Raw genomic sequence first — 24,504 nt, forward strand, 5'->3', positions numbered from 1 at the left:
GCCGCGCAACAGCGACTACTTCGCGTCGGCGTAGGTCTCGACGGTGGCGGTGGTGAAGGCGAAGTTGGTGGGGGTGGGGCCGAAGGTGAGGGTGCCGGCGAGGTCGCTGGCGTTCTGGATGGCGGTGGTGACCTGGTCGGCTTCTTCGGCGGGGCAGTGGACGATGACCTCGTCGTGCTGGAAGAAGACGAGCTCGGCCTTCAGCGGCACCAGCGACTGACGGAGGGCGGCGAGGAGCAGCAGGGCCCAGTCGGCGGCGCTGCCTTGGACTACGAAGTTTCGGGTGAAGCGACCGCGGGCGCGGGCGTGCCGTGGATCGGTGGTGGGAATCTCGGCGGACGGTCCTTCCAGCATGGCCTCGTCGAGAGGATGACCGCTCGGCGGGCAGGTGCGCCCCAGGTACGTCCGTACGAGCCGCCCCTCCTCACCCGCGCGCGCCGCGTCGTCGACGTATGCCACCGCCTGCGGGAACCGTTTGCGCAGCATGGCGAGATTCTTCAGGCCGTCGCCCGACGTCTGCCCGTAGATCGCGCCCAGCACGGCGATCTTCGCCTGCGCGCGGTCGCCGGAGAACGCCTGGTCCGACACGGCCTTGTAAAGGTCCCCGGGGTCCGCGGCGACCTCCATCAGGGCCCGGTCGCGGGAGATGGCGGCGAGCACCCGCGGCTCCAGCTGGGACGCGTCGGCCACGACGAGCCGCCACCCGGGGTCGGCGACCACCGCGCGGCGGATCACCTTCGGGATCTGCAGCCCGCCGCCGCCGTTGGTCACCCAACGACCCGAAACCGTGCCGCCGGGCAGGAACCCGGGCCGGAACCGCCCGTCGTGCACCCAGTCGTTCAGCCAGGTCCATCCGTTCGCCGTGTAGATCCGGTAGAGCTTCTTGTACTCCAGCAGCGGCGCGACCGCCGGATGGTCAAGGTGCTCGAGCTCCCACTTCCGCGTCGACTTCACCTGGTACCCGGCCTGCTTGAACGCCTTCAGTACGTCGGCCGGCAGTTCGGGCCGCACCCGGTGCCCGAACGCCGCGGAGATCTCGTCGGCGAGCTCGGTCAGCCGACGCGGCTCGCCCGAACCGGCGAACCGCTCGCCGAGCAGCTCGCTCAGCACCTCCCGATGCGCGTCCGCGCTCCACGGCAGCCCGGCCAGATCCATCTCGGCGGCGACCAGCATCGCCGACGACTCCGATGCCGTGAGCAACCGCATCCGGTCGGGGTGCTCGGCCAGGGCGTGCCGCCGGAGCTGGTCGGCGTACACCCGCAGGAGCGCCTCGAACGGCACCGGCTCGACGGCAATCTCGAACAGCGACGACTGCTCACCCGGTACGACGGCGCGCAGTGGCGGATCCGGCGGGACCGGGCGACCGCTGAGGCGCGCCCAGGCCGCGGCCGCGGAGCGTGGCTCGCCGAGACGCCCCTCGTGGCCGAGCAGGAGACCCTCCGAGTTCTCGATGTCGTAGCACCGCTCGACCCGCACACCGGCGGCGAGCAGCCGCGGGTAGACCTCCGCCGACGAACGCCACACCCACCGCGTGACCTGCGGCCGCGAGGCGACGGACGCGACCAGATCCGGCTCACGCAGGATCTCCCCAGCCGGCTGCCCGTCCGGATGCAGCGCGACGAGCATCGCCCCGCCGCCCTCCTCCGGAGCGATCAACCACCGTTCATCCACACCCCGAATCCTCACACCCACGACCGACAGTTCCACAGCCAGCACCTTGAGCCTCCACCGACCACTTCGGGCGTGCGAGATTGGTTGGCGGGTGCTCAAAGTCGGACGATGAGGCCAGTTGTGGGAGACTGGACTTATGTGGCGGGCCGGGGATCTGGACGGGGCGGACGGGACCAAGACCGAGCAGGTCGAGGGACTGGTGCTGCGGCGGATCGAGCGCGGCGATCTGTCGATCGGGTCGCGGTTGCCGTCGGAGCGGGTTCTGGCGGAGCGGCTCGAGGTGAGTCGAGTGACCGTCGTCCGCGCGCTGGAGAACCTGCGCCGCGACGGCGTACTGGAGACCAAGCGCGGCTCCGGGACAGTTGTACGGCCGCTGGACCGGCTGCTGGACCCGGTCGCGCCGGCGTCGACGGTGACAGCGGGGGACAGGCCCGTACTGGACTTGCGGTTCGCCACCACGGCCGCGCCGCATGACGTGGCCGAAGCAGCGGCACAGATCGTCCAGGACGGGCTGCCGCAGGCCATGGGAGGCGACGGGCCACCGCCGGGCGGCTCACAGGAGCTCCGCACCGCACTGGCTGAGCGTCTCACCGCAGAGGGTGTCCCGACCGAGCCGGAGCAGTTGACGCTTACAGTCGGCGCAGCAGCCGGTCTGAACGCCGCCCTGGCCGGACTGGACCTCGGACCGGGTGTAGCGATCACGGAGACCCCGACGTATCCGGCTGCCTTTGACTTGCTGCGAAAACACCGCCTGGACGTGGCCGGCTGGCCTGCCGGGGTCTGGGACACCGATCAGCTCGCGCACCTGTGCCGACGGCATCGGCCGAAGGTCATCTATCTACAGGCCGACAACCACAACCCCACAGGTCTCAGCCTGCCTGCGGACCGGCGGCAGGCGGTTGTGGAGATCGCACGCCGGTACGGCGCGGCGCTGATCAGTGACGAGACCATGCGCCCGTTGTGGCTGGCGGCGGGGGACCAGGCCGAGCCTCTGAGCCGATACCCCAGGACCGTGAGTGTGGGTTCGCTCTCCAAGACGGTCTGGGGTGGGCTGCGGGTCGGGTGGGTGCGGACTGGCAAGCAGTTGCGCCGGCGGATCAACACAGCGGCTCAGCTCAGCGTGGCCTCGCCCAGCGCGCTGGACGATCTGCTGGCCCGAGCCATCGTGCCGAAGCTCGACAAGGTGATCGGACGGCGGCGGACCAGGCTGCGGGCCAACCTGAACGCGCTGGAGACCGGACTCCGGACACTCGACGGTGTGGCCTGGCCCACTCCGACAGGCGGTATGACGCTGTGGCTGGAGCTGACCGAGACGCGGGCCCGCCGCGTCCTGGAGGCGGCCCGGGAGCAGGGGCTGCTGCTCGGCGCGGGCGACCTGTTCACGCCGGACGCCACCGACCGGCGGCACATCCGGATCCCGTTCACCGCCCCGCCGGCCACGCTCCGGCTCGTGGTGGCCCGGTTGGGGGAGGCGCTTCAGTCCACTTGATCCACGGTGGACTGAAGTTCGGTGCCCGGTACCTCCTAACCTGGACAGCGAGCCCCACGATCAGGAGGAAGAAGTGACCGAGAACCAGACCGGTACCGCCAAGGTGAAGCGCGGCATGGCCGAGATGCTCAAGGGCGGCGTGATCATGGACGTCGTGACCGCCGAGCAGGCCAAGATCGCCGAGGACGCCGGTGCGGTCGCGGTGATGGCGCTGGAGCGGGTCCCGGCCGACATCCGCGCCCAGGGCGGCGTCTCCCGGATGAGCGACCCGGACATGATCGACGGCATCATCAACGCCGTCTCGATCCCGGTGATGGCCAAGGCCCGGATCGGCCACTTCGTCGAGGCGCAGGTGCTGCAGAGCCTCGGTGTCGACTACATCGACGAGTCCGAGGTGCTCACGCCGGCCGACTACGCCAACCACATCGACAAGTGGCAGTTCACCGTGCCGTTCGTCTGCGGCGCGACCAACCTGGGCGAGGCGCTGCGCCGGATCACCGAGGGTGCGGCGATGATCCGCTCCAAGGGCGAGGCCGGCACCGGTGACGTCTCCAACGCGACCACCCACATGCGCCAGATCCGCCAGGAGATCCGCAAGCTGCAGAGCCTCCCCGAGGACGAGCTGTACGTCGCGGCGAAGGAGTTGCAGGCGCCGTACGAGCTGGTCAAGGAGGTCGCCGCGCTCGGCAAGCTGCCGGTCGTGCTGTTCACCGCGGGCGGGATCGCCACCCCGGCCGACGCCGCGATGATGATGCAGCTCGGCGCCGAGGGCGTGTTCGTCGGCTCCGGCATCTTCAAGTCCGGCAACCCGGCGCAGCGTGCCGAGGCGATCGTCAAGGCCACCACCTTCCACGACGACCCCGACGTGATCGCCAAGGTCTCGCGCGGTCTGGGTGAGGCGATGGTCGGCATCAACGTCGACGAGATCCCGCAGCCGCACCGTCTCGCCGAGCGCGGCTGGTGACGGAAGGCTTGCAGGCGGTCGACGAGCGGACCGCCCGGGAGCTGCGCGGCCTGGCTCGTGTCCTGGTCCGGTCCGGGTACGCCGACCACGCCGCGATCACGGCCGCGCTGACCGAGGCGGTGTCGGAGGACGCGCCGTCGATGGACGCGGCCGCGCTGGTGCCGCTGCTGATCGGTGAGGCGGTGATGGACCTCGACGAGGACGCCTCCGCCTGGCCGGCGACGACGGACACGGACCGCCTGGACGCCGTACTGGCCGAGCTGGAGTCGCTCGGCCTGGTCGTGGTCCGGTACACGTCGGACCACCACGCGGCCCGGCAGGCGCTGGAGTCCGCCGAGCAACCGCAGGGGCTGGTGTTCTTCACCGACACCGACGTCTGGCACGCGGTCGACTTCGGGATGCTGGAGCTGAAGCTCTGGCACCCGGACACTGCCAACGTCGCGCCCGGCGAGCCGTTGCTCGAGGACGTGCTCGCGCTGCTCCGGCACAACGACCTGCCGGCGACGTTCGACGAAGGCCGGATCGAGGTCACGCTGAACTGGCAACGGAGAGTGAACCTATGACCCGCCCGGTGGTCTTCGTCCAGCCGGGTTCGGTGGTGCAGCACGTCGAGTGGGAGACCATGCCGGACAAGTACATGCCGGTGAAGGTCTTCGGCGACTACGACGACGCGGTGAAGTACGCCGAGGAGACCTACGGCTACGTGTCGACTCTGGCCACGTTCCCCGAGGGGGTGGTCCCGCTGGTCGCGGACGTGGTCCCAGGCGATGTGGTGCACCAGGTTCGGTACCGCCTGCAGCCGTGGCAGGGCGTCGCCGTACCCCTCGAGTACGACGACCTGGACGCGGCCGTCGCCGCCGTACCGCCGGGAAGGACGACCACGGTTCAGCAGGTCCTGTGGCTCGGGCAGCCAGGTGCGGAGGGACGCAAGATGAGCGGCCCGAGCACGACGGTGACCGGGAGCGTCGACCGGGTGGAGACCGAAGGAGGAGCACGATGAGCGGGCCTGTGATCGGTGTGTTCGCCCTGCAGGGGAACGTGCGGGAGCACGTCGCGATGCTGCAGCAGGTCGGCGTCGAGGCGATTGCGGTACGGCGGCCCGCGGAGCTCGCCCGGGTCGACGCGATGGTGCTGCCGGGCGGCGAATCGACCACCATGGACAAGCTGGCCCGGGCGTTCGAGCTGTTCGAGCCGCTGCAGAAGCGGATCGCGGACGGGATGCCGGTGTTCGGCACCTGCGCCGGGATGATCATGCTCGCGAACGAGATCACCGGCGGGATCGAGGGCCAGGAGACGCTCGGCGGGCTCGACGTCACGGTCCGGCGGAACGCCTTCGGACGGCAGGTGGACTCGTTCGAGGCCGACCTGGAGTTTCCGTCGTTGGGAGGATGGCTCGACACGCCGTACCACGCGGTATTCATCCGCGCACCGTGGGTGGAGCGCGTCGGGCGGGACGTGGAGGTACTCTCGACAGTGAGGACGGGCCCCGCCGCGGGTAGGATCGTCGCGGTTCGCCACGACCGGCTGCTGGCCACGTCGTTCCATCCGGAGATGACCGGGGACGCCAGGCTGCACGGCTACTTCGCCGAGTTGGTCCGCGGCCTCTGAGTCATCTGCAGTCGGTAGCAGCGGTAGAAGGGTTGGGTTTGCCATGTCAGGCCACTCCAAGTGGGCCACCACGAAGCACAAGAAGGCCGTCATCGACGCGAAGCGCGGCAAGCTCTTCGCGAAGCTGATCAAGAACATCGAGGTGGCCGCCCGGATGGGCGGTGGCGACCCTGGCGGGAACCCGACCCTGTACGACGCCATCCAGAAGGCGAAGAAGTCCTCGGTCCCGAACGACAACATCGACCGCGCGGTCAAGCGCGGCTCCGGTGCCGAGGCCGGCGGCGCGGAGTACCAGACGATCATGTACGAGGGCTACGGCCCGAACGGCGTGGCGATGCTGGTCGAGTGCCTGACCGACAACCGGAACCGGGCCGCCGCGGACGTCCGGACGGCGATGTCGCGCAACGGCGGCTCGCTCGCCGACCCGAACTCGGTCGCGTACCTGTTCAACCGCAAGGGCGTGATCGTGCTGGCCAAGGACCAGGACGGGAAGTCGCTCAGCGAGGACGACGTGATGGAGGCCGTGCTCGAGGCCGGCGCCGAGGAGGTCAACGACCTGGGCGAGTCCTGGGAGGTCGTCACCGAGGCGACCGACCTGGTCCCGGCCCGGACCGCGCTGCAGGACGCCGGTATCGACTACGAGTCGGCCGACGTCCAGTTCGTCCCGTCGATGACGGTCGAGCTGGACGCCGACGGCGCCGGCAAGATCTTCCGCCTGATCGACGCCCTCGAGGACAGCGACGACGTCCAGAACGTCTACGCGAACTTCGACGTCTCGGACGAGATCATGGAAAACGTCGGCTGATCACGCACGTCGAAGTTCGCGCTTCGCGCAGTACTTGACTTCGTCTCCGACGAGGCAGACGTCTCCGACGAGATCATGGAAGCCGCCAACGCCTGACCCTCACATCCCGAGGGCCTTGCCGTCGATCACCTGAGCGGCCGGCGGGGCCTTCGGTGCGGTGACCTGGTCGTACTCGCTGAACGTCAGCGCGTCCTTGCTCGACGACTCCAGCCGGACCGGGCGTCCGGTGGCGGTGTCGACCCAGAGGGTGCCGTCGGTGTCGCGCAGTCCGATCGCGGTGACAGCGCCGATCGTCCGAGGTGCGGTCTTGCGAAGCGTGCCGGTCGGCTCGAACAGCGTGTCGAAGAATTTCGGCTTGCTGGCGAACGCGGCGAGATCGCCGAGGTCCTTGTCGGTCAGTGACGTCTTGATCCAGCGTCCGCCGACCAGGGCGATGACGGCGTCCGCGTCGGCCTTCGACTCGGTCTGCGCGCGCCAGAACTTGTCGCTGATCTTCAGGTAGGCCGTCTTGCCGAGCACGATCAGCGAGAACGGCGCCCCGTTGATACTCATCGTGCCCTGACCGCCGGTCTTCGCAAGCCGGATGTCCAGCACGATCCGGTCCCCGCCGTCGGACAGTGCCCCCTTCATGCGCACGCTGGTCGCGGCCTTCGCGGCGGCCTGCGTCTTGTCCAGGATCTTGCTCGCGGACAGTCCGGCGATGTCGCTCGTCGGCGTACCGGCCGGTGTCGTCGGCGGCGCCTTCGAGGACGGCGCGGCCGACGTTGCCGCCGGTGTGGGCGTCGGCGTGGCTCCCAATGCGTCGCTGGTTGCCGGGTCGGATCCCTTGCAACCAGCGAGAAGGACGACCAGGACGCCCACCATCGCGCCGGCCGTCGTACGACGTGTCACCATCTTGCTCCCCCTCCCGCACTCCCCGTGCAGATATTCAGGGAGATGCCGGGAGGGGGCGAAAAGTTGCGATCAGTTCCAGAAGCGGTCCTCCACCAGCTCCAGCCGGGCGAGCTCGTCCGCGACCAGCCCGGCGTAGACAGTGGCGCCGGAGTCCGACGTGTGGGTGTCGTCGCGCTTCTCCCGGGTCAGGTACAGCGCCTTGGCGTCCTCAGGGCCGAGGGCTTCGACGACGGCCTGTGTCCGGGCGGTGAGGTCGATGAGGCCGACCTGCTGGGCCGCCGCGACCGAGCGCATCTCGGCCGGCAGGTCGACGCCCAGACCGTTGACGATCAGGCCGGTCGAGTTGAGCTTCGTCCCGGTGAACCACCGCCGCACGATCGGCGTCACCAGCACCGGTGTCGCGCCGGCCGAGCGGATGCCGGCGACGATCTCGGTCAGGTTGGCCCGGTACTGCTCGGCGGTCGTCTGCTTGTCGTTGTGGCCGAACTGCACGAGTACGACGTCTCGCGGCCGGAGCTGCGGTCGCAGTGCCGCCCACATCGCCGGCTCGGCGAGGAAGGACACCGTGCTCTCACCGGACCCCGAGTGGTTGACCACCGACAGACCCTGCCCGAACCAGCTGGGCAGCCGTTGGCCCCAGCCCGTGTACGGCGCTGTCTCCTGGTCGGTGACCGTGGAGTCGCCGGCCAGGAACACCCGCCGGGTGCTGACCGGTGCCCGGGTCACGACCACGTTCACCGGAGCTGCCCCGGAGACCCGCAGGGTGAGGCCAGGCGTGCCCGGCCCGCCGAACCCGTTCTGCTGCCCCTCCGGATCCCGCACGTTGACCGTGAACCGCAGCACCGGCTCGGAGCTCCCCGACACCACCAGGCGCCGGGCCTCGGCAACCACGTCGACCGGCTCGTGCTCGCGACCGAACACCACCTTCACGTCGTAGTCGCCGGGCGGTACGTCGTACGTACAGACCATCGGAGCTGAGTCGGTGCACTCCGGCGGGACCGCTGCCGCGGCCGTCATCGGTTGTGCGCCGAGCGCCAGCACGACGCCCGCGGCGAGTAAACGCACCATGGCACCCATCTCACGGGTTCACGATCTGGTCGCCGACGAGTGCGAGGGTCTGAATTGCGGCGAGGCCGTAGAGGGCTGTGGTGTTGGTCGAGACCCATTTGGCGGCCTTGGTCGGGTTGAGGGTGGTGGACACGTCCTCCGCCGTCCACGGCAGGTTCGGCGCGTAGCCGTCGCCGGTGTAGAAGTCCTTCCACGCCCGGGCGGCCAAGTCGTCCCGGTCCAGCCGCACAGCGGCGTACGCCGTCAAGCGGGCATGGCCCTGCCGCAAGATCAGGTTGCCGAAGTACGCACCGCACTCCGCCGTCTGCTCGGCGCGAGTCGCGTTGAACAGCCGGCAGTACTGCAACCAGGCCGCCTCGAACGCGGGCATGTCGACCAGGTCGATCAGTTCGGCGCAGATCTCCACCTGGCCGAACATCGCACTCAGATGCGACACACTGACGATCTTCTCGGTCACCGGCGCGAACCGGCCGGTGTCCAGGTCGTAGAGCCCGCTGCCGGTGACGAACCCGTTCGGCATCGCACCGATCGTCTCCATCGTCCCGAGCAGCTTGGCCTTCGCCACGGCCGCCTTCGGCCCTTGACGCTCCCACTCGGTCAGCCAGGCTGCCGCCAGACCGCTCCAGTCCGTGCCGAGCCCGATGGACAACGCATGCGGGTCAGGCGTGTACGGCTCGGTCCGGATCTTTCGCAGCGGATCCAGCACCAGGAACGTCTTGTCCGAGTCGACCAGCTCCGACAGCAGGTCGCCCGTACGCTCGTCAGCCGTCAGGTAGTAGTAGAACCGCCGGTAGACCGCTGTACTGATCCGCTGCTGCTTCGCGCTGTCTGCCCAGTGCTGTACGCCGTGGCGCGTGCCCAGACCGGCCCACTGACCCAGGTGGTAGACGTCGACCTCACCAGTGTGCCGAGTCATCGCCTCCGCGAACCGGAAGATGTCGGCCCGTCCGGAACGCAGGAACGCGTACCAGAGCCACAGGTCCGGTGACAGCTCCGAGTTGTCCCACGCGTACCCGCCCACGTCGTACCGCCACACCAGCCGGTCCTCGTCGAACGTGTGCATGATGTCGCCGTAGTCCCAGAACCCGTACCAGTGCCGCGACTCGACCTGTCCGCGGTAGTAGTCGAACAGGAAGTCCAGGTGGTCCTCGATGGACTTCTTCGCCGGTACGGACCTGTCCACCGGGGTGAACAGCCCGCCGAACACCCGAGTGCTCACCAGTTGATCCACCGGGTTGATCAGCTGCGGGGGAGTCCGGACCTGGTCGGCCAGGTCACCCAGCCGGGCGGCCGACGGCGTTGCCTCCAGCGCCCAGAACGTCAGCTCCGACGTCCGGGCGATCCCGTACGGCGTCCCGAACGCGGGCTCGTAGTCCTCGTAGGTGATGTTCAGCCCTTCGAGCTGCTCCGGGTACGTGTCCTGGCCCATGCCGTCGTGGTAGAACCGCGTGTCCATCGCCCCGGCCGCCGGCGACCACAACCACACGGTCACCTCGGCTTCCTCGGTCGCGGCGTTCCGGATGTCGAGCTGGGTGGGATGCCGTTGCCAGAAGTCCCTGAGTCCAAAGGCGAATCCGCCGCTGACCCCACCGACGTACCCGAGTCCGGAGGCGCGCTTGCCCTGGTCGACGGAGATCCAGCCGTAGCCCTTCTTCGTGCGTTTGCGGACCGTGAACCCGTCCGCGGTCAACTGGCTCAGCGAGTAGTCGCCCCACTCGGGGATGTACTGCAGCCGGGTCGTCACCCGCTGGTCCCAGGTGGCCGGATCGGGCAGCTTGGTCCCGGCGATCTGCGCGGCGCGGACGGCGGCACCTGGGTCGCGTCGTAGCCCGGTGATGCCCTTCACGGCCTCGGACACCGCCCCGTGTCCTTCGCCGACGAACCGGACGTGCCGGTCGTACGCCGCGTCGCGCATCGGCACCGAGAACCGCACGCCGAGGCCGGCGACGTAGTCCTTCTGCCCGTCGCGGTCGTAGACGAACGTGTGCACCATGCGCACGTTCTCCGCACCTGCCACGAAGTACAGCCGGACCGAGAACGGCAACCAGGTCTGGCCTCTGCGCGACTTGTGCCGGCCCTCGACCTTCACCACCGCGCGCACCGGACCGGCCTGCTCGACGGTGACGTTGTGGATGTCGCTCTCGTACTGCTCCCGGACGGCGCCGCCGATCTCGTCCTCGGCGATCTTGTCCTGTTTCAGGTTGACCAGCACACCCTTGTGGGCGATCAACACGTCACCACGCCAGATCTGGCTGACCACTTCCGAGCCGCTCTTGCGGATGCGGGTGCGGATCACTCCGGTGTCGACGTCGACGAACAGCTTCTCGTCCTTGACGGTGACGGGCCGCGCGGGCGCGGTCGCCGTACCGGGGCCGAGTGTGTACGACTCGGCGGGTGCGTCCACCGCGATGGCGTGTGCGCTCCACTTGAGCGAGCCGTCGGGCCAGTAGGCGGTCGGCCAGCTCTGCAGTGGTACGTCGGCGCCGTCGGCGGACTTGAGGGCGAAGGACTGGTTCGCCGGTACGACGCCTTTCGGCCACGGCGTACCCCAGGTGGTGACAGCCGCTGTGGTGGGCTTGCCTTCGAGCCAGCTGAGTTTGACCTCAGACACTTCGGCAGCCGCGGCCGGTTGGATGTTGTCGAGCAGGGACACCGCAGGTACTGCGGCCATACCCGCTAGGACCGTACGTCGGGAGACCTCCATGCTGCTCCACCTCTGTCATTCTTGGTGTCAGGTCTGTGTTCCGGGATCAGGGACAGGTTCTGGATCGCTGCCAGCGCGTACTGGGACGCGCCGTTGGTGCTGATGAACGCGGCCTCGTCGACCGGCATCAGGGCGCCGTCGACCGGAGTGGTCCGCCACTCGGCCTCGCGTTGCAGGGCGTTGCGGTTGAGCTGATCGCCTTCGTCGACGAAGAACTTGCGCCAGGCCAGCTGGGCCAGCTCTGTGTCACCGGTGCGCGCGGCGGCGTACGCGGCGAGCCGGCTGTGGGCCTGGACGAGGGAGATGCCTTGTAGCGGTTGGCCGACGGCCGCGGCCTGCTCCTCGGGCGAGAGCAGGTACAGCCGGCAGTAGTCGAGCCATGCTTTCTCGAACCCGGGTACGTCGAGGTCCAGGTCGATCAGCTCGGAACAGATCTCCGGCAGCCCGAAGAGTGAGGACAGGTGCGAAACGGCGATGCCTCGGCGGCTGGTGTCGAGCCGGCCGGTGGTGAGGTCCAGCCGTGCGTTGCCGGTCAGGAAGCCGAAGTGCAGGGCGGCGATGTCGGTCATCGTTCCGACCAGCCGGGCACGGGCGCGCTCGTCTCCGTGCCGCTCCCAGCGCGTCAGCCATGCGGCGGCCAGCGCGCCCCAGTCGACACCCAGCTCGATGGACAGTGCACGCGGGTCGGGGGAGTAGACGTCCGGCCGCACCTTCCGCTGCGGGTCGACAGCCAGGAACGCGTCTTCGATGGACACCAGTTCGTCCATCAGGTCGCCGGTCCGCTCGTCTGCGGTCAGGTAGTAGTAGAAGCGCCGGTAGATCGCGCTGGAGATCCGCACCTGCTTGCAGCTACAGCCCCAGTGCTGCACGTTGTGCCGCGACCCGAGGCCTTTCCAGCGACCCAGGTGATGCACGTCGACCTCACCGGTGTGCCGCGTCATCGCCTCGGCGAAGCGGAACACATCAGCGCGGCCGGTCCGGAGGTACTGGTACCAGAGCCACAGGTCCGGTGAGAGCTCGGAGTTGTCCCAGGCGTATCCACCAACGTCGTAACGCCACGTGTGCCGGTCTCGGTCGTAGGTGTGCATGACGTCGCCGTAGTCCCAGAACCCGTACCAGCGGCGCTGCTCGCGCTGACCGACGTAGTACTGGAAGAGGAAGTTCAGGCGCGCCTCGATGTCCTGATGGTCCGCTGTGGGCAGACTCCAGGTGCCGAACACACCTGCCTCCAGCAGACGCGCCGGGGCGACGGTGAGCAGTCCGGGGGAGTTGAGCAGCGCTACGTGCTCTGACAGTTCCTCTGCCGACGGAGTGGTGTTGTGGACGCGCAGGGTCAGCTCATGCGTGCGGGCGATGCCGTGCGCGTTGCCGAAGCCTGGCTCGTAGTCCTCGTAGGTGATCTCGAGCCCTTCGAGCTGCTCCGGGTACGTGTCCTGGTCCATGCCGTCGTGCCAGTAGCGCACGTCCATGGCCGGCGCGCTGGGCGACCACATCCACACGGTGGCCGTCGCCGTCGCCGTGGCCGCGTTGCGGATGTCGAGACGGGTCGGATGCAGTTTCCAGAAGTCGCGCAGTCCGAAGCCCAGCCCGCCGCTGACGCCGCCGACGTACCCGTAGCCCGGGGCTCTGGTGCCCGACGGGATGGTGACCCACGCGTGTCCTTCGCCGGTGCGCTTCCTGAGGGTGAAGCCGTCCGCGCTGGTCTGGTCGAGTGTGTAGTCGTTCCACTGCGGGACGAGGTGCAGGCGGTCGGCCACCTCCGGATTCGGAATCGCTTCGACGGCGCGGCCGGCGACCTGCGTACGGCGTACCTCCTCGCCCGGATCGCGGCGCAGACCGGTCAGGCCGCGCACCGCCTCGGTGAGGAAACCGGACGGACCGGCAAGCCGGATGTGGCGGTTGTGCGGCTCGTCGCTCATCACCACGTCCGCGCTGAGTCCCAGGCCGGCCAGGAAGTCGCGGTCCGGATCGCCGTCCCAGACGAAGCTGTGCACCACCCGTACGTCGCTCGCGCCGGCGTAGAAGTACAGGCGCACCGAGAACGGCAGCCAGTCGCCGTGCTTGCCCTCCAGCCGGATGACGGCGCGCACCGGGCCGTCCTGCTCGACAATGAGATTGTCGACAATCGCCGTGGTCTGCTGCCTGGCCCGGCTCGCGTCGTCGTCCGGCGCGTCCTGCCGCAGGCTGACCAGCCGGACGTCGCGGACGATCTCCCGACCATTGTCGACAATCGACGCGATCAGGCCGGGCTTCCGCACCGTCCAGGTGACCGCACCGGTCGTCACCCGCACCTCGTCGCCGGCCCGCTCGACGTGCACCGGCGCCGCCGGCTCGGCGGGTTCGCCCACGACGAGCTCGTACGACGACTCCGGGCGATCGGACGGCCCGATCGCGTGCGCGGACCATTTGACCGAGCCGTCCGGCCACGTCGCAGTCGTCCAGCTCTGTACCGGCGTACCGTCGGCCACCGCGAACCGGGTGCCGTCGGCAACTGTACCGCGCGGCCAGGGGACGCCCCACGTGACGCCTTGTCCACAAGGGGTCTCGAGCCATTGCAGGGTCGTCATTCCTTCACCGATCCGATCAGCACGCCCTTCGCGAAGTGCTTCTGCAGGAACGGGTAGAAGAAGAGGATCGGCAGCGTCGCGACCACGACCACGGCGAACTTCAGGCCCTGCTCCGGGAACGTGACCGTCTCCAGCTGCTGCAACACGTTCGCGGAGTCCGCGTTCGCCGCGGTCAGCTGCCGGACGATCATCTGCAGCGTCCACTTCTTGCTGTCGTCGATGTAGAGAAGTGGCGACATGTAGTCGTTCCAGATCCCGACCGCGTAGAACAGCGAGAACGTCGCGATGATCGGCTTCGACAACGGCAGCACGATCCGCAGGAACACGTTCAGCTCGTTGCAGCCGTCGATCCGGGCCGCCTCCTCGAGCGCCTCCGGCAGCTCCTGGAAGAAGCTCTTCACCACGATCAGGTAGAACGGGTTGATCGCCAGCGGCAGGATCAGCGCCCAGTAGCTGTCCAGCAGCCCGAGATCCCGCACCACGAGGTACGTCGGGATCATTCCGCCGCTGAACACCAGCGTGAAGATCACCAGGTTCAGCACCAGCGCGCGCCCCGGCAGGAACCGCTTCGCGAGCGGGTAGGCCATGGTCAGTGTCAGGAGCAGCTGGATCACCGTGCCGACCGCGGTCACCGCGACCGTGGTCAGCAACGCGCGGACGAACGTGTCGGTCGAGAAGATGTAGTGGTAGGTGTCGGTGACGAACTTGTGCGGCCACAGGAAGAACGGCCGCGAGCTGATCTCGGACTCGGTCGCGAACGACCCGGCCAGCACGTAGAGCAGCGGCAGCACCGTCACCAGGGCCAGTGCGGTCAGCACCACGACGTTCAGGACGTCGAACACGCGACTGCCGACCGAGTCGTAGTACCGGACTCGCTGCTTCATGACGGGTTTCATCGTGGTCCTCCTCTCAGAACAGACCGCGCTGGCCCATGCGCTTGGCCAGCAGGTTGGAGCCGAAGATCAGCACGACGCCGACCACGCCCTTGAACAGGCCGACGGCCGTCGCATAGCTGAACGAGCCCTGGGTGATGCCGATGTAGTAGACGAACGTGTCGAACACGTCCGCGACGTCGCGGTTCAGCGACGTGGTCATCAGCCAGATCTGCTCGAACCCGGAGTCCATCAGGTGCCCGGACGTGAGGATCGCCATCACCACGATCGTCGGCCGGATCGCCGGCAGCGTGATGTGCCAGAACTGCCGCCACCGGCCGGCGCCGTCCACCCGGGCGGCCTCGTACAGCTGCGAGTCCACCCCGGCCAGCGCGGCCAGGTAGATGATCGTTCCCCAGCCGGTCTGCTTCCAGAGCAGCTGCAGCACGATCAGCGGCCGGAACCAGCCCGCCTGCGCGACGTAGTCGGTCTTCTGCCCGCCGACGATCCCGTGGATCCAGTTCGCGATCACGCCGAAGTCCACCGAGAACAACAGGTAGGTGAGCGAGGCGACGATTGTCCACGACAGGAAGTGCGGAATGTAGACAAGCGACTGCACGGACCGCTTCAGGACGTTGACCCGCAGCTCGTTCAGCAGCAGCGCGACCACGATCGGCGCCGGGAAGACGAAGACGATTGTCAACAATGCGAGCAGCAGAGTGTTGAACAGCAGCCGGCCGAAGTCCGGTCCGGTGAACAGCTCCTGGAAGTGCTTCAGCCCGACCCACTCGCTGCCGGAGTAGCCGAGGAACGGCACATAGTCCTTGAACGCGATCGTCAGCCCGTACATCGGCAGGTACTTGAAGACCACGAAGTACACGAGACCGGGCAGCAGCAACAGGTAGAGCCAGCGGTAGCGGAACAGGTCCCGGGGAAGGTTCCGGGCACGGCGGGTGCGCCTGGCGGCGGGCGCCGGCCGCGAGGAATCCGCGGCCGGCTGCACCACCTCGGGGACGAGGTCGGTCGCCATCCGTCAGCCGCCGGCCTTGGCGGACAGGTCGTTGACCTCCTTGACGATGTCCGTGCCGCCGCTGTCGTACCAGCGCTTGATCTGCGCCTTCAGCTGCTCCTCGGTGATCGCTCCGGACAGGTACTTGATCCGCGCGTCCGGGATGATCGTGTCCAGCGTCTGACCCTTCGCCACCGCGGTCGGCGCGATGATGCTGAGCGCCGGGTTGAACACCGCGGTCTTCAGGTCCTCGTTCATCAGCACGTCGAACTTCTCCCGCATCGCCCGGCTGGCCTCGTCGTTCGGCCGCAGCGCGTACGCACCGAGTCCGACCGAGGCCCGGGTCCCGAGCTGGATGAAGGCCTTGTCGACGTCGTTCTGGATCGCCTTCACCTTCGGGTCGTCCTGGTTGAGCGGTACGGCGTACTGCCCGTCGACCTTGAAGTTGCGGCCCTCGATCCCGTTCGTCAGCAGGATCGAGCCGTCCTTCGACTCCAGCTTGTCGAGCGTCTGCAGGACCTGGTCGAGCTGCTCCTCGGTGCGCACGTGCTGCTTGGAGATCGCCATCACCATGTTGTAACCAGTGAACGGATACGAGTGCTTCTCGCCGTCCGGGCCCGTCAGGTTGCCGACCAGGGTGACCTTGTCGAAGTCCTTCGGGTTCTTCTCCTTGAACAGGTCGAGCAGCTGGGTGGCCCGCACGTTCACGTCGATGATCATGCCGCCCTTGCCCTGCACGAACGGGTCGTTCCAGTTCGCGCTGTCGAGCGTCGCGAAGTCCGGGTTCACCAGGCCTTCCTTCACCCAGCCGCGCAGCCACTCGTTGGCCTTCAGGAACTCCGGGGTGTCGAAGCCCGGGACCAGCTTGCCGTCCCGCTCACCCCATCCGTTCGGTGCGCCGAACCACGTCTCCACCACGTCGTACGGGCTGGCGCTCGCGTAGTTGCCGGGCCACTTCGGGATGATCAGGCCGTAGGTGTCCTTCTTGCCGTTGCCGTCCGGGTCCTTCTCGGTGAACGCCTTCGCGATGGCGTAGAGGTCGTCGGTGGTCTGCGGCTCCTTCAGACCCAGCTTGGCCAGCCAGTCCTTGCGGATCACGATGCCCGAGCGCAGCAGCGGGCGAACCCGGTAGATGCCGTACGTCTTGCCGTTGGTCTGCGAGTTCTTCGCGGTCTGCTCGTTCGACGGCTTCAGGTTCGGGTACTTGTCGAGCTTGCCGGTCAGGTCCCAGAACGCGCCCGCCTCGGCCGCCTTCACGAACGAGGGGCTCTTCTCGTTCACCACCATCACGTCCGGGATCTTGTCCGACGCGAGCGTGACGTTCGACTTGTCGCCGTACTCCGCGTTCGGCACCCAGGTGACCTTGAGCTTCTTGCCGATCAGTTTCTCGACCGCCTGCTGCAGTTCGCCGTTCGGATCCGGTGCGGTGCCGAACAGCGGCGCCATCACGGTCAGCTCGTTACTGGCGGCCTCGCCGCCCTTGTCGTCGCCGCCGCCGGAGCAGGCGGAGGCAGCGAGCAGTGCCGTCGTGACGGCGGCGACGGCGATCCGCCGTCGGGAGAAGATGGTCATCGGTTCCCTTTCAGTTACCACTCGGGTGCAGGCGCGCGTCGTTCTCGGCGAAGAAGCGCAGGCAGAGCCAGGTGTCGAGCTGGATCCAGGCGCCGCCGGCCAGCACGAACCCGAACACCGGGAACTTCACTGACACGAAGGCGACGGACACCGCGACGAACAGCAGGACCAGGGACGACGCCGGCCGCGCGAGCGCGACCAGCGATGCCTTGGGCAACACCATGCGGATCCCGAGGTCGTAGTGCACGGCCATCGGGAGCGCGTAGGCGGCGATCAGCCCGAGTGCGACGAGTGCCGCGAGGCTGGCCAGGCGGGGGAGTGCGGCCCCGAGCGCGGCGAAGTACAGGTAGTTGCCTACGAGAACTACAGCGATCGCGATCAGGGGCAGTACCACGAGCGTGCCGCGCCGGAACTCCCGGCGGAACGCGGTACGGAAGGCAGGAAAGGCGTGAAACGATTCATCGGATGACCTGCGTCTGGCGAGCGAATATGCCGCGAGCGTGGCCGGTCCGATACCCAGAGCAACGCCGCCGGCCAGGGTGAAGAGGATCCACAGGGCGTTCAGCTTGATCACCCAAAGGACCTCGTCCGCAGCGCCGTACAGCCTCACGGCCCAGCCTGTGTCCATGCCGGTTCCTGCCTTGTTTCGGGGCGAAAAGTGATGTGACCGTATGGTTGAATCGTCTCAATGTCAACAGTTCGGAAAGCGTTTGTCAGAGACTGGTCACCGCGTTGCGTCCACCCGCAGTAGGGTTCTCTGCCCATGTGTCGGCGGAGAGTCCCAACGCCCGGGGACAACCACCGGCGTTGGGGAGGGGGCAATGGGGGTCAGGGGCTGGTTACGCGGAGGTTGGCGTATTCGCCGATCAGCGGCGCCATCTGCCGGAAGCCGAGCTTGCCGCCGGACAGCGGGTGCTCGTCGAGCCACGTGAAGCTGACCAGGTCGTTGATCGCGAACGTGATCTCGCCTTGCTGCACGGTGAGACGCAGCCGGTACGGGCCGTCGGCGTCGGCGACGTCCGGGATCGGGTCGGCGCCCTGCGCGACGAGCTGGAAGCCGTAGCTCTTGCGCAGGTTGCAGGTGTGGAAGGCGCGCTCGGCCGGCCAGCGCCGGCGGAAGTACGAGACGTGGTACGTGTCGAGGTCGCCGTGGTGGTACTGCTCGTACGGCCCGGTCCGCGGCCGCAGCTCGAACAGGTCTTCGCCCTGCCGGCCCTTCGCGTGGAAGAACAGGATGCACAGACCGGGCTCGCGGATCGGCCAGAAGTCCCACTCGACGGTGATGTCCGGCGGGAACTCCTCCGGGCACCACAGCACGACGTTCGCGTCCTGGCCGTCGTCCGCGGGCCGTACGCTCTCCAGCCGCAGCCGCCCGAGCGGGTACGACGTCGCGCCGTCGCCTTCGAGCCGGAAACCTTCGAGATCGGCCGGCGAGGCGAGCGGATTCTCGTACAGCACCGTCATCAGCGGCGGCGCTTGAAGTCGCTGGACTCACGCACGATGAGGTCCGGCTGGAAGATCACCTGACGATGCCGGTGCCGCTCGGCCGACTCGACCTCTTCCTGCAGCAACTCCATCGCGGACCGCCCGAGCAGCTCGGCCGGCTGCCGCACCGACGACAGCGGTACGGCGGCGGCGCGGGCGAAGTCGATGTCGTCGTACCCGACGATCGCCATGTCGCGCGGCACCCGCAGACCGGCCACCGCCATCCCCTGCAGGAACCCGAGCGCCAGCAGGTCGTTGGCGAGGAACGCCGCAGTCGGACGGGACCGCGCCGGGAGCGCGGCGATCTGCTCGCCGATCGCTCGACCTTCGACGACACCCATCACGTCGACCTCGTGGTACTGCAGCTCGACGTCGTCGGCTTCTGCCACGACGGCCGTGATGCCGTCCTTGCGATCGGCAACTTGTTGCATCGTGAACGGCCCGCCGATGAAGGCGATCCGGCGATGGCCGGCCTCGATCAGGTGGTTCCCCGCGAGGCGTCCGCCGAGCTGGTCGTCGACCGAGACCGAGCAGAGGCCGCGGTCCGCCGTACGGTCGACGAGCACCACCGGCGTACCGCGGTCGACCAGCGCGGTGAGCCGCGGATCGGTGCTGTCGAACGGCGTGATCAGGATGCCCATCACGCGTTGCTGCTCGAGCTGGTCGAGGTGATGACCTTCGCGCACCGGGTCGGTCTTGCTGTTGCACAACATCACCACGGTGTCGTGCTCGTACGCCAGCGCCTCGGCGCCCTCCGCGAGATCGGTGAAGAACGGGTTCGTCACGTCGAGCACCACCAGCCCCACCGTCCGGCTCTTCCCCGCCCGCAGATGCCGGGCCGCCTCGTTGCGCACGAAGCCGAGCGCGTCGATACTCGCCTGCACCCGCTGCCGCGTCGCCGGCGCCACGATCGCAGGCCGGTTCAAGAAGTTGCTGACCGTCCCCACCGAAACCCCGGCTTGCCGCGCAACCTCCTTGATGCTGGGCGTCCCCATCATCCCCCGTCCAGCAGCGTCATTCGGTCCACCGCAGTCTATCCCGGGAATTGAATCGTCAAAATCCAGCCGTCCCCGAGCGTTACGTGTCGGCTGCCGTCGCGACGTCGAGGACTGCTCGGGCGAACGATCGAGGGTCTTCCTGGGGCGGATTGTGGCCGATGCCGGGGAGTTCGCGTCGGTCGAAGCCGCCGGTGAAGAGTGGTTCCTCGAGGGTCGAGTCGTCGGGGCCCAGACCGTCGGCGAGCGCGTCGAGTACGACGGCCGGCACGGTGATCTCGGGTGTGGTCGCCAGCAGTTCCTCGAGGTGGTCGTAGCGCGGGTCGCCGGGTGCCATGCCGCGACGGTGCCGATAGGAATGAATGACGGTCGCGACGAAGTCCGGATTGTGCAGGCTGGGTGCGCTGGCGGTGAAGGCAGTCGCTGCGCCTTCCCAGGTCGGCGACCATTGCCGCCACAGGAGCCCGCACAGCTCGTCCGTGTATCGCTCCAGTCCGGCACGGCCGCGTTCGGTGAGGAAGTAGTGGGTGTACCAGGCAGCACTCTCGGCTGCGGGAGGCGCGGGCTCGTTCGATCGGGCGATGTCCTGGACGTTGTACCCGCCGACAGTCACCAGGCCGACGACCCGCTCGGGCGCGACGGCGGCGGCGATGCAGGCGGCCCGGCCACCCCAGTCGAAGCCGCCCACGACGGCGCGTTTGATCTCGAGCGCGTCGAGAAGATCCAGCAGATCTTGGCCGAGCGCGCCTTGCTGCCCGGAGCGCATGACGTCTTCGCTGCGGTACCGGGTCGGCCCGTACCCGCGCAGATACGGCACCACCACCCGCATCCCCGCCTCGACGAGCACCGGCACCACGTCGTCGTAGCAACGAACGTCGTACGGGAAGCCATGCAGCAGTACGGCGGTAGGCCCGCCACCCGATCCGGCCGACTCATAGGCGATGTTCAGCACCGGTGTCGACGCAGTCCCCGACTGATCCATCAAGCTCTCCTTGCTTGCAGGCCTGGCCCCTTGACCATGGGGTCCGGCGGGTCGTTGTGGTCGAGACGATGCTCGCAGCTGCGAGGGATCGTGTTGTGCAGCTGGCTCAGGCTGTTGGCGGAGTGCCGTCTGCTGTGTAGAGACCTTTCGAGAGGTCGACGAGTACCAGAACGTTGCCGAATGGGTCCTGTACGACGACGACGCGGCCGACCGGGATGTCTGCCGGGGCACTCAGGACGGTACCGCCAGCTGCCGTGAACGTCGCGACCGCGGCCTGGACGTCGTCGACCAGCCAGTTCGGCTCGTACGAGAGGTGCTCGGTCAGCACCAGTTCACTGTCGCCATCGGGTAGCTCGAGACCCGCTTGGCCGACCGCGTCGTTGCGCCACTTCACCCGATGGCCGAGCCCGTCGACGTAGAACCGAATCCCCTCGTCAAGGCTCGGCACCGGGACCTGTACCGCATCCACGCGCCGCAGAAGTCCGTTGTTCATACCCCAGCGTCTCCCAGACCAGGGTCCGTGGTGCGGCCTTGACGAGGGCGGCCAGTGATCAAACGTTCGACGTCGGCTGGTTCCTCCTGCGCAGCCGGGTGGCGGCGGCGAAGCCCGCGACGCCGACGGCGATCCCGCCGAGCGTTCCGGCGCCGATCTGCGCCAGGTCGAAGTTGTCGTCGTCGCTGGTGGGAGGGGATGCCGGCCGTCCGATCCCACCAGGTTCGGGCTTGTTGATGGCGTCTGCCGGTGCGGCGACGGCCAGCGGTAGGCCGGCGATGCCGATGATGGCGGCGACGGCGGCGAGTCTGGCGAAATGCTTGGCAGCCATGCGAATCCACTCCTCGGTTGGTTGGCTGTGCCAATGACTGTTCGCGATAAGGAGCGCCGCCGGCATCGGGCATCCACTACCGGATCTGCTGTCGTTCGCCTTATGCCGCTGCTTTTGGGATCGATCCCGTCTTATTGGAGTTATGGCCACGCTGCGGTGAGGGCGCATGATGGGGTATGGCCGACTTGCTGGTCGGGCGCGGGGGCGAGGCTGCGGTACTGCGGGAACTGATCGGAGGACTGCCGGAGCGCTCGGCAGCCGTGGTGGTTCGGGGTGAGGCGGGCATCGGTAAGACCGTGCTCGTCCGGTCGATCCTGGACGGGCAGTCCGCGAGCGGTTCACGGATCCTCCGCGGCGCCTGCGCGCCGATGTCCGGTTCGATCGCCTACAGCGGCCTCGGCGCCGCGATGGCAGCCGCGCTCAGCCGATCCGAGACACCACCCGAGTTCCCGTCCGCCGCGGCGGCACGAGCCTGGTCGATACAGACCCTCACCGACGTACTGGACACCGACGCGAGCCAGGGCACAGTGCTACTGGTTGAGGACGTCCACTGGGCAGACTGGTCGACGCTCGACTTCCTTGCCCACCTGACGCGCAACCTGCCGGATCGCCGGTTGCTGGTGTTGCTGACTTGGCGCGACGAGACCGCTCAACCCGATCGCTTGACCTGGCTCGGGGAAATCCTTCGAACTCCGGCTGTCGTCGATCTGCCGTTGCGCCGGCTGACCGAGCGGGAGACGTCGCAGCAAGTGCACGCTCTCCGACCCACTTGTACGGCGGAGACGGTCGCTGCCGTGTACCGGCTCAGCGCGGGCAACCCGTACCTGACCCTCGAACTCGTTCGCGGTGATCTGGCAGTACCGGCATCGTTGCGCCAACTCCTGCTTGCACGTCTGCAAGTGCTTTCGCCGGCGGCCTGTGCTGTGGTCGCGGCCACCGGCACGCTGGCTCGAGCGCTTGATGACGATGATCTGCTGGCGGCGGCGGGTGGTGCCGCAGACGCTGCCGACGCTGTACGCGAGGCGTGTGAGTCCGGGCTGGTGATCCGTGACCCCGTGGTCGGCTGCGTCGCGCGGCACCCGGTGGTCGCCGAGGTCGCTTATCACCAACTGCTGTCCGCAGAACGCCGGGACCTGCATGCGCGACTGGCGAATGACTTGGCCGGCCGCGTTCGCAGAGACGCAGCGGCATCGGAGATCGCCGAGGTCGCTGAGCAGTTCCACCGCGCGAACGAGCGCGACGCTGCGTTCAGTTGGGCCCTGACCGCGGCGCGGGCCGCCGAGAAGGAGTGTGCGTTCGCGGAGGCCGGTCACTGGTTCGCCGTCGCTTCGTCCCTCTGGCGGCCGTCGGAGCTGGCTGCCGACCGGGCACCTCAGCGCCTGGTGCTAGCCGAGAGGGCAGCCTCGCTGCTGAGCGGCGCCAGCCGGCATGAGGAAGCGCTCGCGTTGCTCGACGCAGCGGTCACCGAGGCCGACGACGAGGTGGGTACGCTCGGGGCCTTGCTAATGCGTGGCAGGCTGCGCTCGCTGGTCGACGACCTTGCGGGAGCGATGGTGGACATCGAGCGGGCACGGCGGCTGGTGCCGGCAGATGACGACCGAGCGCTCGGCCAGGTTTGCATCGCGCACGCCCTGATGCTGAGCTCCTATGCCCGTCCGGCCGAGGAGATGGAAGCGGCCCAAGCGGCGCTGCGGCACGCGACGCGGGCCGGCGACACCCGGACGATCGGCCAGGCGCGGAGGGAAATCGGAGCAGTTGCCGCCAACGAAGGCCGGATCGACGAGGCGCTCGACGAGACCCTGGCGGCGCTGGAGATCGCTCGTGAACTCGCCGAGCCGGAGGATCTGGCGGTGGCGGCGATGTCGCTTACGTATGTGCACGGGCTTCGCGGCGACTCCGATCAGGTGCTGAGAGTCGTGGACACGGTCCAATCCGAGCTACGGCGTCTGATGGTCGACGAGCACTGGGCTGAGGGCATCCTCGAGAACAATGCGGTCTGCGAGCTCTATGTCACTGGTCGGTGGGATGAAGCGCTGAACAGGGATGACAGCAAGGGACGGCCGCCGTCCGGACCGGCGTTCAAGGACACCGCTCTGGCCCGGATCCATCTGGACCGAGGGAACCTGCGCATGGTTGTCGACCTGCTGCGCGGACAGGAACTGCTCGCGGTGGACGACCAGCCCATGATGAAGCGCGATTATGCGGGGGTCATGGCCCAACTGCGCCTGGCACAGCAGCGTCCACACGACGCCTTGGCCTATGTGCTGGATGCGGCCGAGCTGAGCCACGACACCGAAGACGAACTCGTGGCCGACGAGTTGCTACGGGTCGGTCTCGAAGCAGCGGTCGCAGCGCACTCGCCCGACGATTTCGATCGACTCGTGGCTCTCCTTGGGCGGGCGGTATCCGGGTTCGGCGCGGCGGCGGTGGCGGCCATCGTTGACGGCGAGCGGTCGCGGATCCGTGGTGCGCCCGATCCCGAGCCGTGGCTCACCGCCGCGCAGGAATGGGCGGTACTTGGTCGGCCGTACTGGGAGGCGCAAGCCCGAGTGCGAGCCGCGGAGGCGCTGCTGGCTCGGCGCGGGCAAGCCGGCAACCGAGGCCGCGCGACGGCCGAGCTGGAAGCGGCCAGACAGATCGCCGAGCAACTCGGTGCGGCGCCGTTGCTCGGGCGGATTCAGGAGTTGGCGAAGGTCGCCCGGATCCATCTCGACGACTCGGTGACCGAACACCACCAGCAGCCCGCGAGCGACACAGACCCTCACCCATTGCTGACCGAGCGGGAGCGGCAGGTGCTCGCTCTGGTCGTGGCCGGACAGACGAACCGCGAGATCGGGGACGCGCTCTACATGAGCCCCAAGACCGCCAGCGTGCACGTCACACACATCCTCGGAAAGCTCGGCGTACGAACCCGCGTCCAGGCCGCCGCCGAGGCAATCCGGCTCGGCCTCGACGACAACCCGGTACCACCCGCCTGAGGACTGCTGCGAGCCCC

21 protein-coding genes are annotated in these 24,504 nt (G+C 68.2%); 7 read left to right on the top strand and 14 right to left on the bottom strand.

The genetic code is table 11. From position 1 onward, the window contains the following. Window positions 1–15: 15 nt before the first annotated feature. Window positions 16–1,671, bottom strand: coding sequence for a bifunctional 3'-5' exonuclease/DNA polymerase (locus ABZX12_RS09590; protein ID WP_355691511.1), 1,656 nt, complete (start codon window positions 1,669–1,671; stop codon window positions 16–18). A 136-nt stretch (window positions 1,672–1,807) separates the two neighbouring features. On the opposite strand from ABZX12_RS09590, the gene ABZX12_RS09595 reads away from it, so the two are divergent. From ABZX12_RS09595 to ABZX12_RS09620, 6 genes are all read left to right on the top strand, one after another. Further along, on the top strand, window positions 1,808–3,160 hold the full coding sequence (locus ABZX12_RS09595; protein WP_355691512.1) for a PLP-dependent aminotransferase family protein: 1,353 nt from the start codon (window positions 1,808–1,810) through the stop codon (window positions 3,158–3,160). Between the two features lie 73 nt (window positions 3,161–3,233). Next, the gene (gene pdxS, locus ABZX12_RS09600; RefSeq protein ID WP_355691513.1) at window positions 3,234–4,124 is read left to right on the top strand and encodes a pyridoxal 5'-phosphate synthase lyase subunit PdxS; all 891 of its coding nucleotides are present in this window, start codon (window positions 3,234–3,236) and stop codon (window positions 4,122–4,124) included. Continuing rightward, entirely contained in the window at window positions 4,121–4,687 is a 567-nt protein-coding gene (locus ABZX12_RS09605; RefSeq protein ID WP_355691515.1) for a hypothetical protein, read from the top strand. Before pdxS ends, ABZX12_RS09605 begins: the two co-directional genes overlap by 4 nt. After that, window positions 4,684–5,124 carry a hypothetical protein gene (locus ABZX12_RS09610; protein WP_355691519.1) on the top strand — a complete coding sequence of 147 codons (441 nt, stop codon included), beginning with the start codon at window positions 4,684–4,686 and terminating at the stop codon, window positions 5,122–5,124. Before ABZX12_RS09605 ends, ABZX12_RS09610 begins: the two co-directional genes overlap by 4 nt. Further along, entirely contained in the window at window positions 5,121–5,732 is a 612-nt protein-coding gene (gene pdxT / locus ABZX12_RS09615; RefSeq protein ID WP_355691521.1) for a pyridoxal 5'-phosphate synthase glutaminase subunit PdxT, read from the top strand. Before ABZX12_RS09610 ends, pdxT begins: the two co-directional genes overlap by 4 nt. A 43-nt stretch (window positions 5,733–5,775) precedes the next feature. Continuing rightward, window positions 5,776–6,537: a YebC/PmpR family DNA-binding transcriptional regulator gene (locus ABZX12_RS09620; RefSeq protein ID WP_355691522.1), complete on the top strand. Its 762-nt coding sequence runs from the start codon at window positions 5,776–5,778 to the stop codon at window positions 6,535–6,537. A gap of 99 nt (window positions 6,538–6,636) precedes the next feature. On the opposite strand, the gene ABZX12_RS09625 is transcribed toward ABZX12_RS09620, so the two are convergent. From ABZX12_RS09625 to ABZX12_RS09685, 13 genes are all read right to left on the bottom strand, one after another. Further along, window positions 6,637–7,431 (bottom strand): hypothetical protein, encoded by a 795-nt coding sequence (locus ABZX12_RS09625; protein WP_355691524.1) that lies wholly within the window; start codon window positions 7,429–7,431, stop codon window positions 6,637–6,639. 69 nt (window positions 7,432–7,500) lie between these two features. Then, complete coding sequence (locus tag ABZX12_RS09630) at window positions 7,501–8,499, bottom strand: rhamnogalacturonan acetylesterase (RefSeq protein WP_355691526.1); 999 nt, start codon at window positions 8,497–8,499, stop codon at window positions 7,501–7,503. Between the two features lie 10 nt (window positions 8,500–8,509). After that, window positions 8,510–11,170 carry a Tat pathway signal sequence domain protein gene (locus ABZX12_RS09635; RefSeq protein ID WP_355691527.1) on the bottom strand — a complete coding sequence of 887 codons (2,661 nt, stop codon included), beginning with the start codon at window positions 11,168–11,170 and terminating at the stop codon, window positions 8,510–8,512. Window positions 11,171–11,175: 5 nt separating this feature from the next. Beyond that, window positions 11,176–13,770 carry a Tat pathway signal sequence domain protein gene (locus ABZX12_RS09640; RefSeq protein WP_355691529.1) on the bottom strand — a complete coding sequence of 865 codons (2,595 nt, stop codon included), beginning with the start codon at window positions 13,768–13,770 and terminating at the stop codon, window positions 11,176–11,178. After that, entirely contained in the window at window positions 13,767–14,666 is a 900-nt protein-coding gene (locus ABZX12_RS09645) for a carbohydrate ABC transporter permease (protein ID WP_355691531.1), read from the bottom strand. Before ABZX12_RS09645 ends, ABZX12_RS09640 begins: the two co-directional genes overlap by 4 nt. A 13-nt stretch (window positions 14,667–14,679) precedes the next feature. Continuing rightward, the gene (locus tag ABZX12_RS09650; RefSeq protein ID WP_355691533.1) at window positions 14,680–15,672 is read right to left on the bottom strand and encodes an ABC transporter permease subunit; all 993 of its coding nucleotides are present in this window, start codon (window positions 15,670–15,672) and stop codon (window positions 14,680–14,682) included. 3 nt (window positions 15,673–15,675) lie between these two features. Then, entirely contained in the window at window positions 15,676–17,223 is a 1,548-nt protein-coding gene (locus ABZX12_RS09655) for an extracellular solute-binding protein (RefSeq protein WP_355691535.1), read from the bottom strand. A 10-nt stretch (window positions 17,224–17,233) separates the two neighbouring features. Next, window positions 17,234–17,851, bottom strand: a complete 618-nt coding sequence (locus ABZX12_RS09660; RefSeq protein WP_355691537.1) for a DUF624 domain-containing protein — start codon at window positions 17,849–17,851, stop codon at window positions 17,234–17,236. Window positions 17,852–18,051: 200 nt separating this feature from the next. Further along, window positions 18,052–18,687, bottom strand: a complete 636-nt coding sequence (locus tag ABZX12_RS09665) for a DUF1961 family protein (protein WP_355691539.1) — start codon at window positions 18,685–18,687, stop codon at window positions 18,052–18,054. Continuing rightward, window positions 18,687–19,703 carry a LacI family DNA-binding transcriptional regulator gene (locus tag ABZX12_RS09670; protein WP_355691541.1) on the bottom strand — a complete coding sequence of 339 codons (1,017 nt, stop codon included), beginning with the start codon at window positions 19,701–19,703 and terminating at the stop codon, window positions 18,687–18,689. The genes ABZX12_RS09665 and ABZX12_RS09670 overlap by 1 nt, the downstream gene beginning before the upstream one ends. 82 nt (window positions 19,704–19,785) lie before the next feature. After that, window positions 19,786–20,685 carry an alpha/beta hydrolase gene (locus tag ABZX12_RS09675; RefSeq protein WP_355691543.1) on the bottom strand — a complete coding sequence of 300 codons (900 nt, stop codon included), beginning with the start codon at window positions 20,683–20,685 and terminating at the stop codon, window positions 19,786–19,788. Window positions 20,686–20,791: 106 nt separating this feature from the next. Beyond that, window positions 20,792–21,178 (bottom strand): VOC family protein, encoded by a 387-nt coding sequence (locus ABZX12_RS09680; protein WP_355691545.1) that lies wholly within the window; start codon window positions 21,176–21,178, stop codon window positions 20,792–20,794. A 58-nt stretch (window positions 21,179–21,236) separates the two neighbouring features. Continuing rightward, window positions 21,237–21,509 (bottom strand): hypothetical protein, encoded by a 273-nt coding sequence (locus tag ABZX12_RS09685; RefSeq protein ID WP_355691547.1) that lies wholly within the window; start codon window positions 21,507–21,509, stop codon window positions 21,237–21,239. 176 nt (window positions 21,510–21,685) lie between these two features. On the opposite strand from ABZX12_RS09685, the gene ABZX12_RS09690 reads away from it, so the two are divergent. Continuing rightward, window positions 21,686–24,487 (top strand): LuxR C-terminal-related transcriptional regulator, encoded by a 2,802-nt coding sequence (locus tag ABZX12_RS09690; protein WP_355691548.1) that lies wholly within the window; start codon window positions 21,686–21,688, stop codon window positions 24,485–24,487. The last annotated feature ends 17 nt before the right edge of the window (window positions 24,488–24,504 follow it).

It is taken from the genome of Kribbella sp. NPDC003505 (assembly GCF_040610875.1).
GTDB lineage: Bacteria > Actinomycetota > Actinomycetes > Propionibacteriales > Kribbellaceae > Kribbella.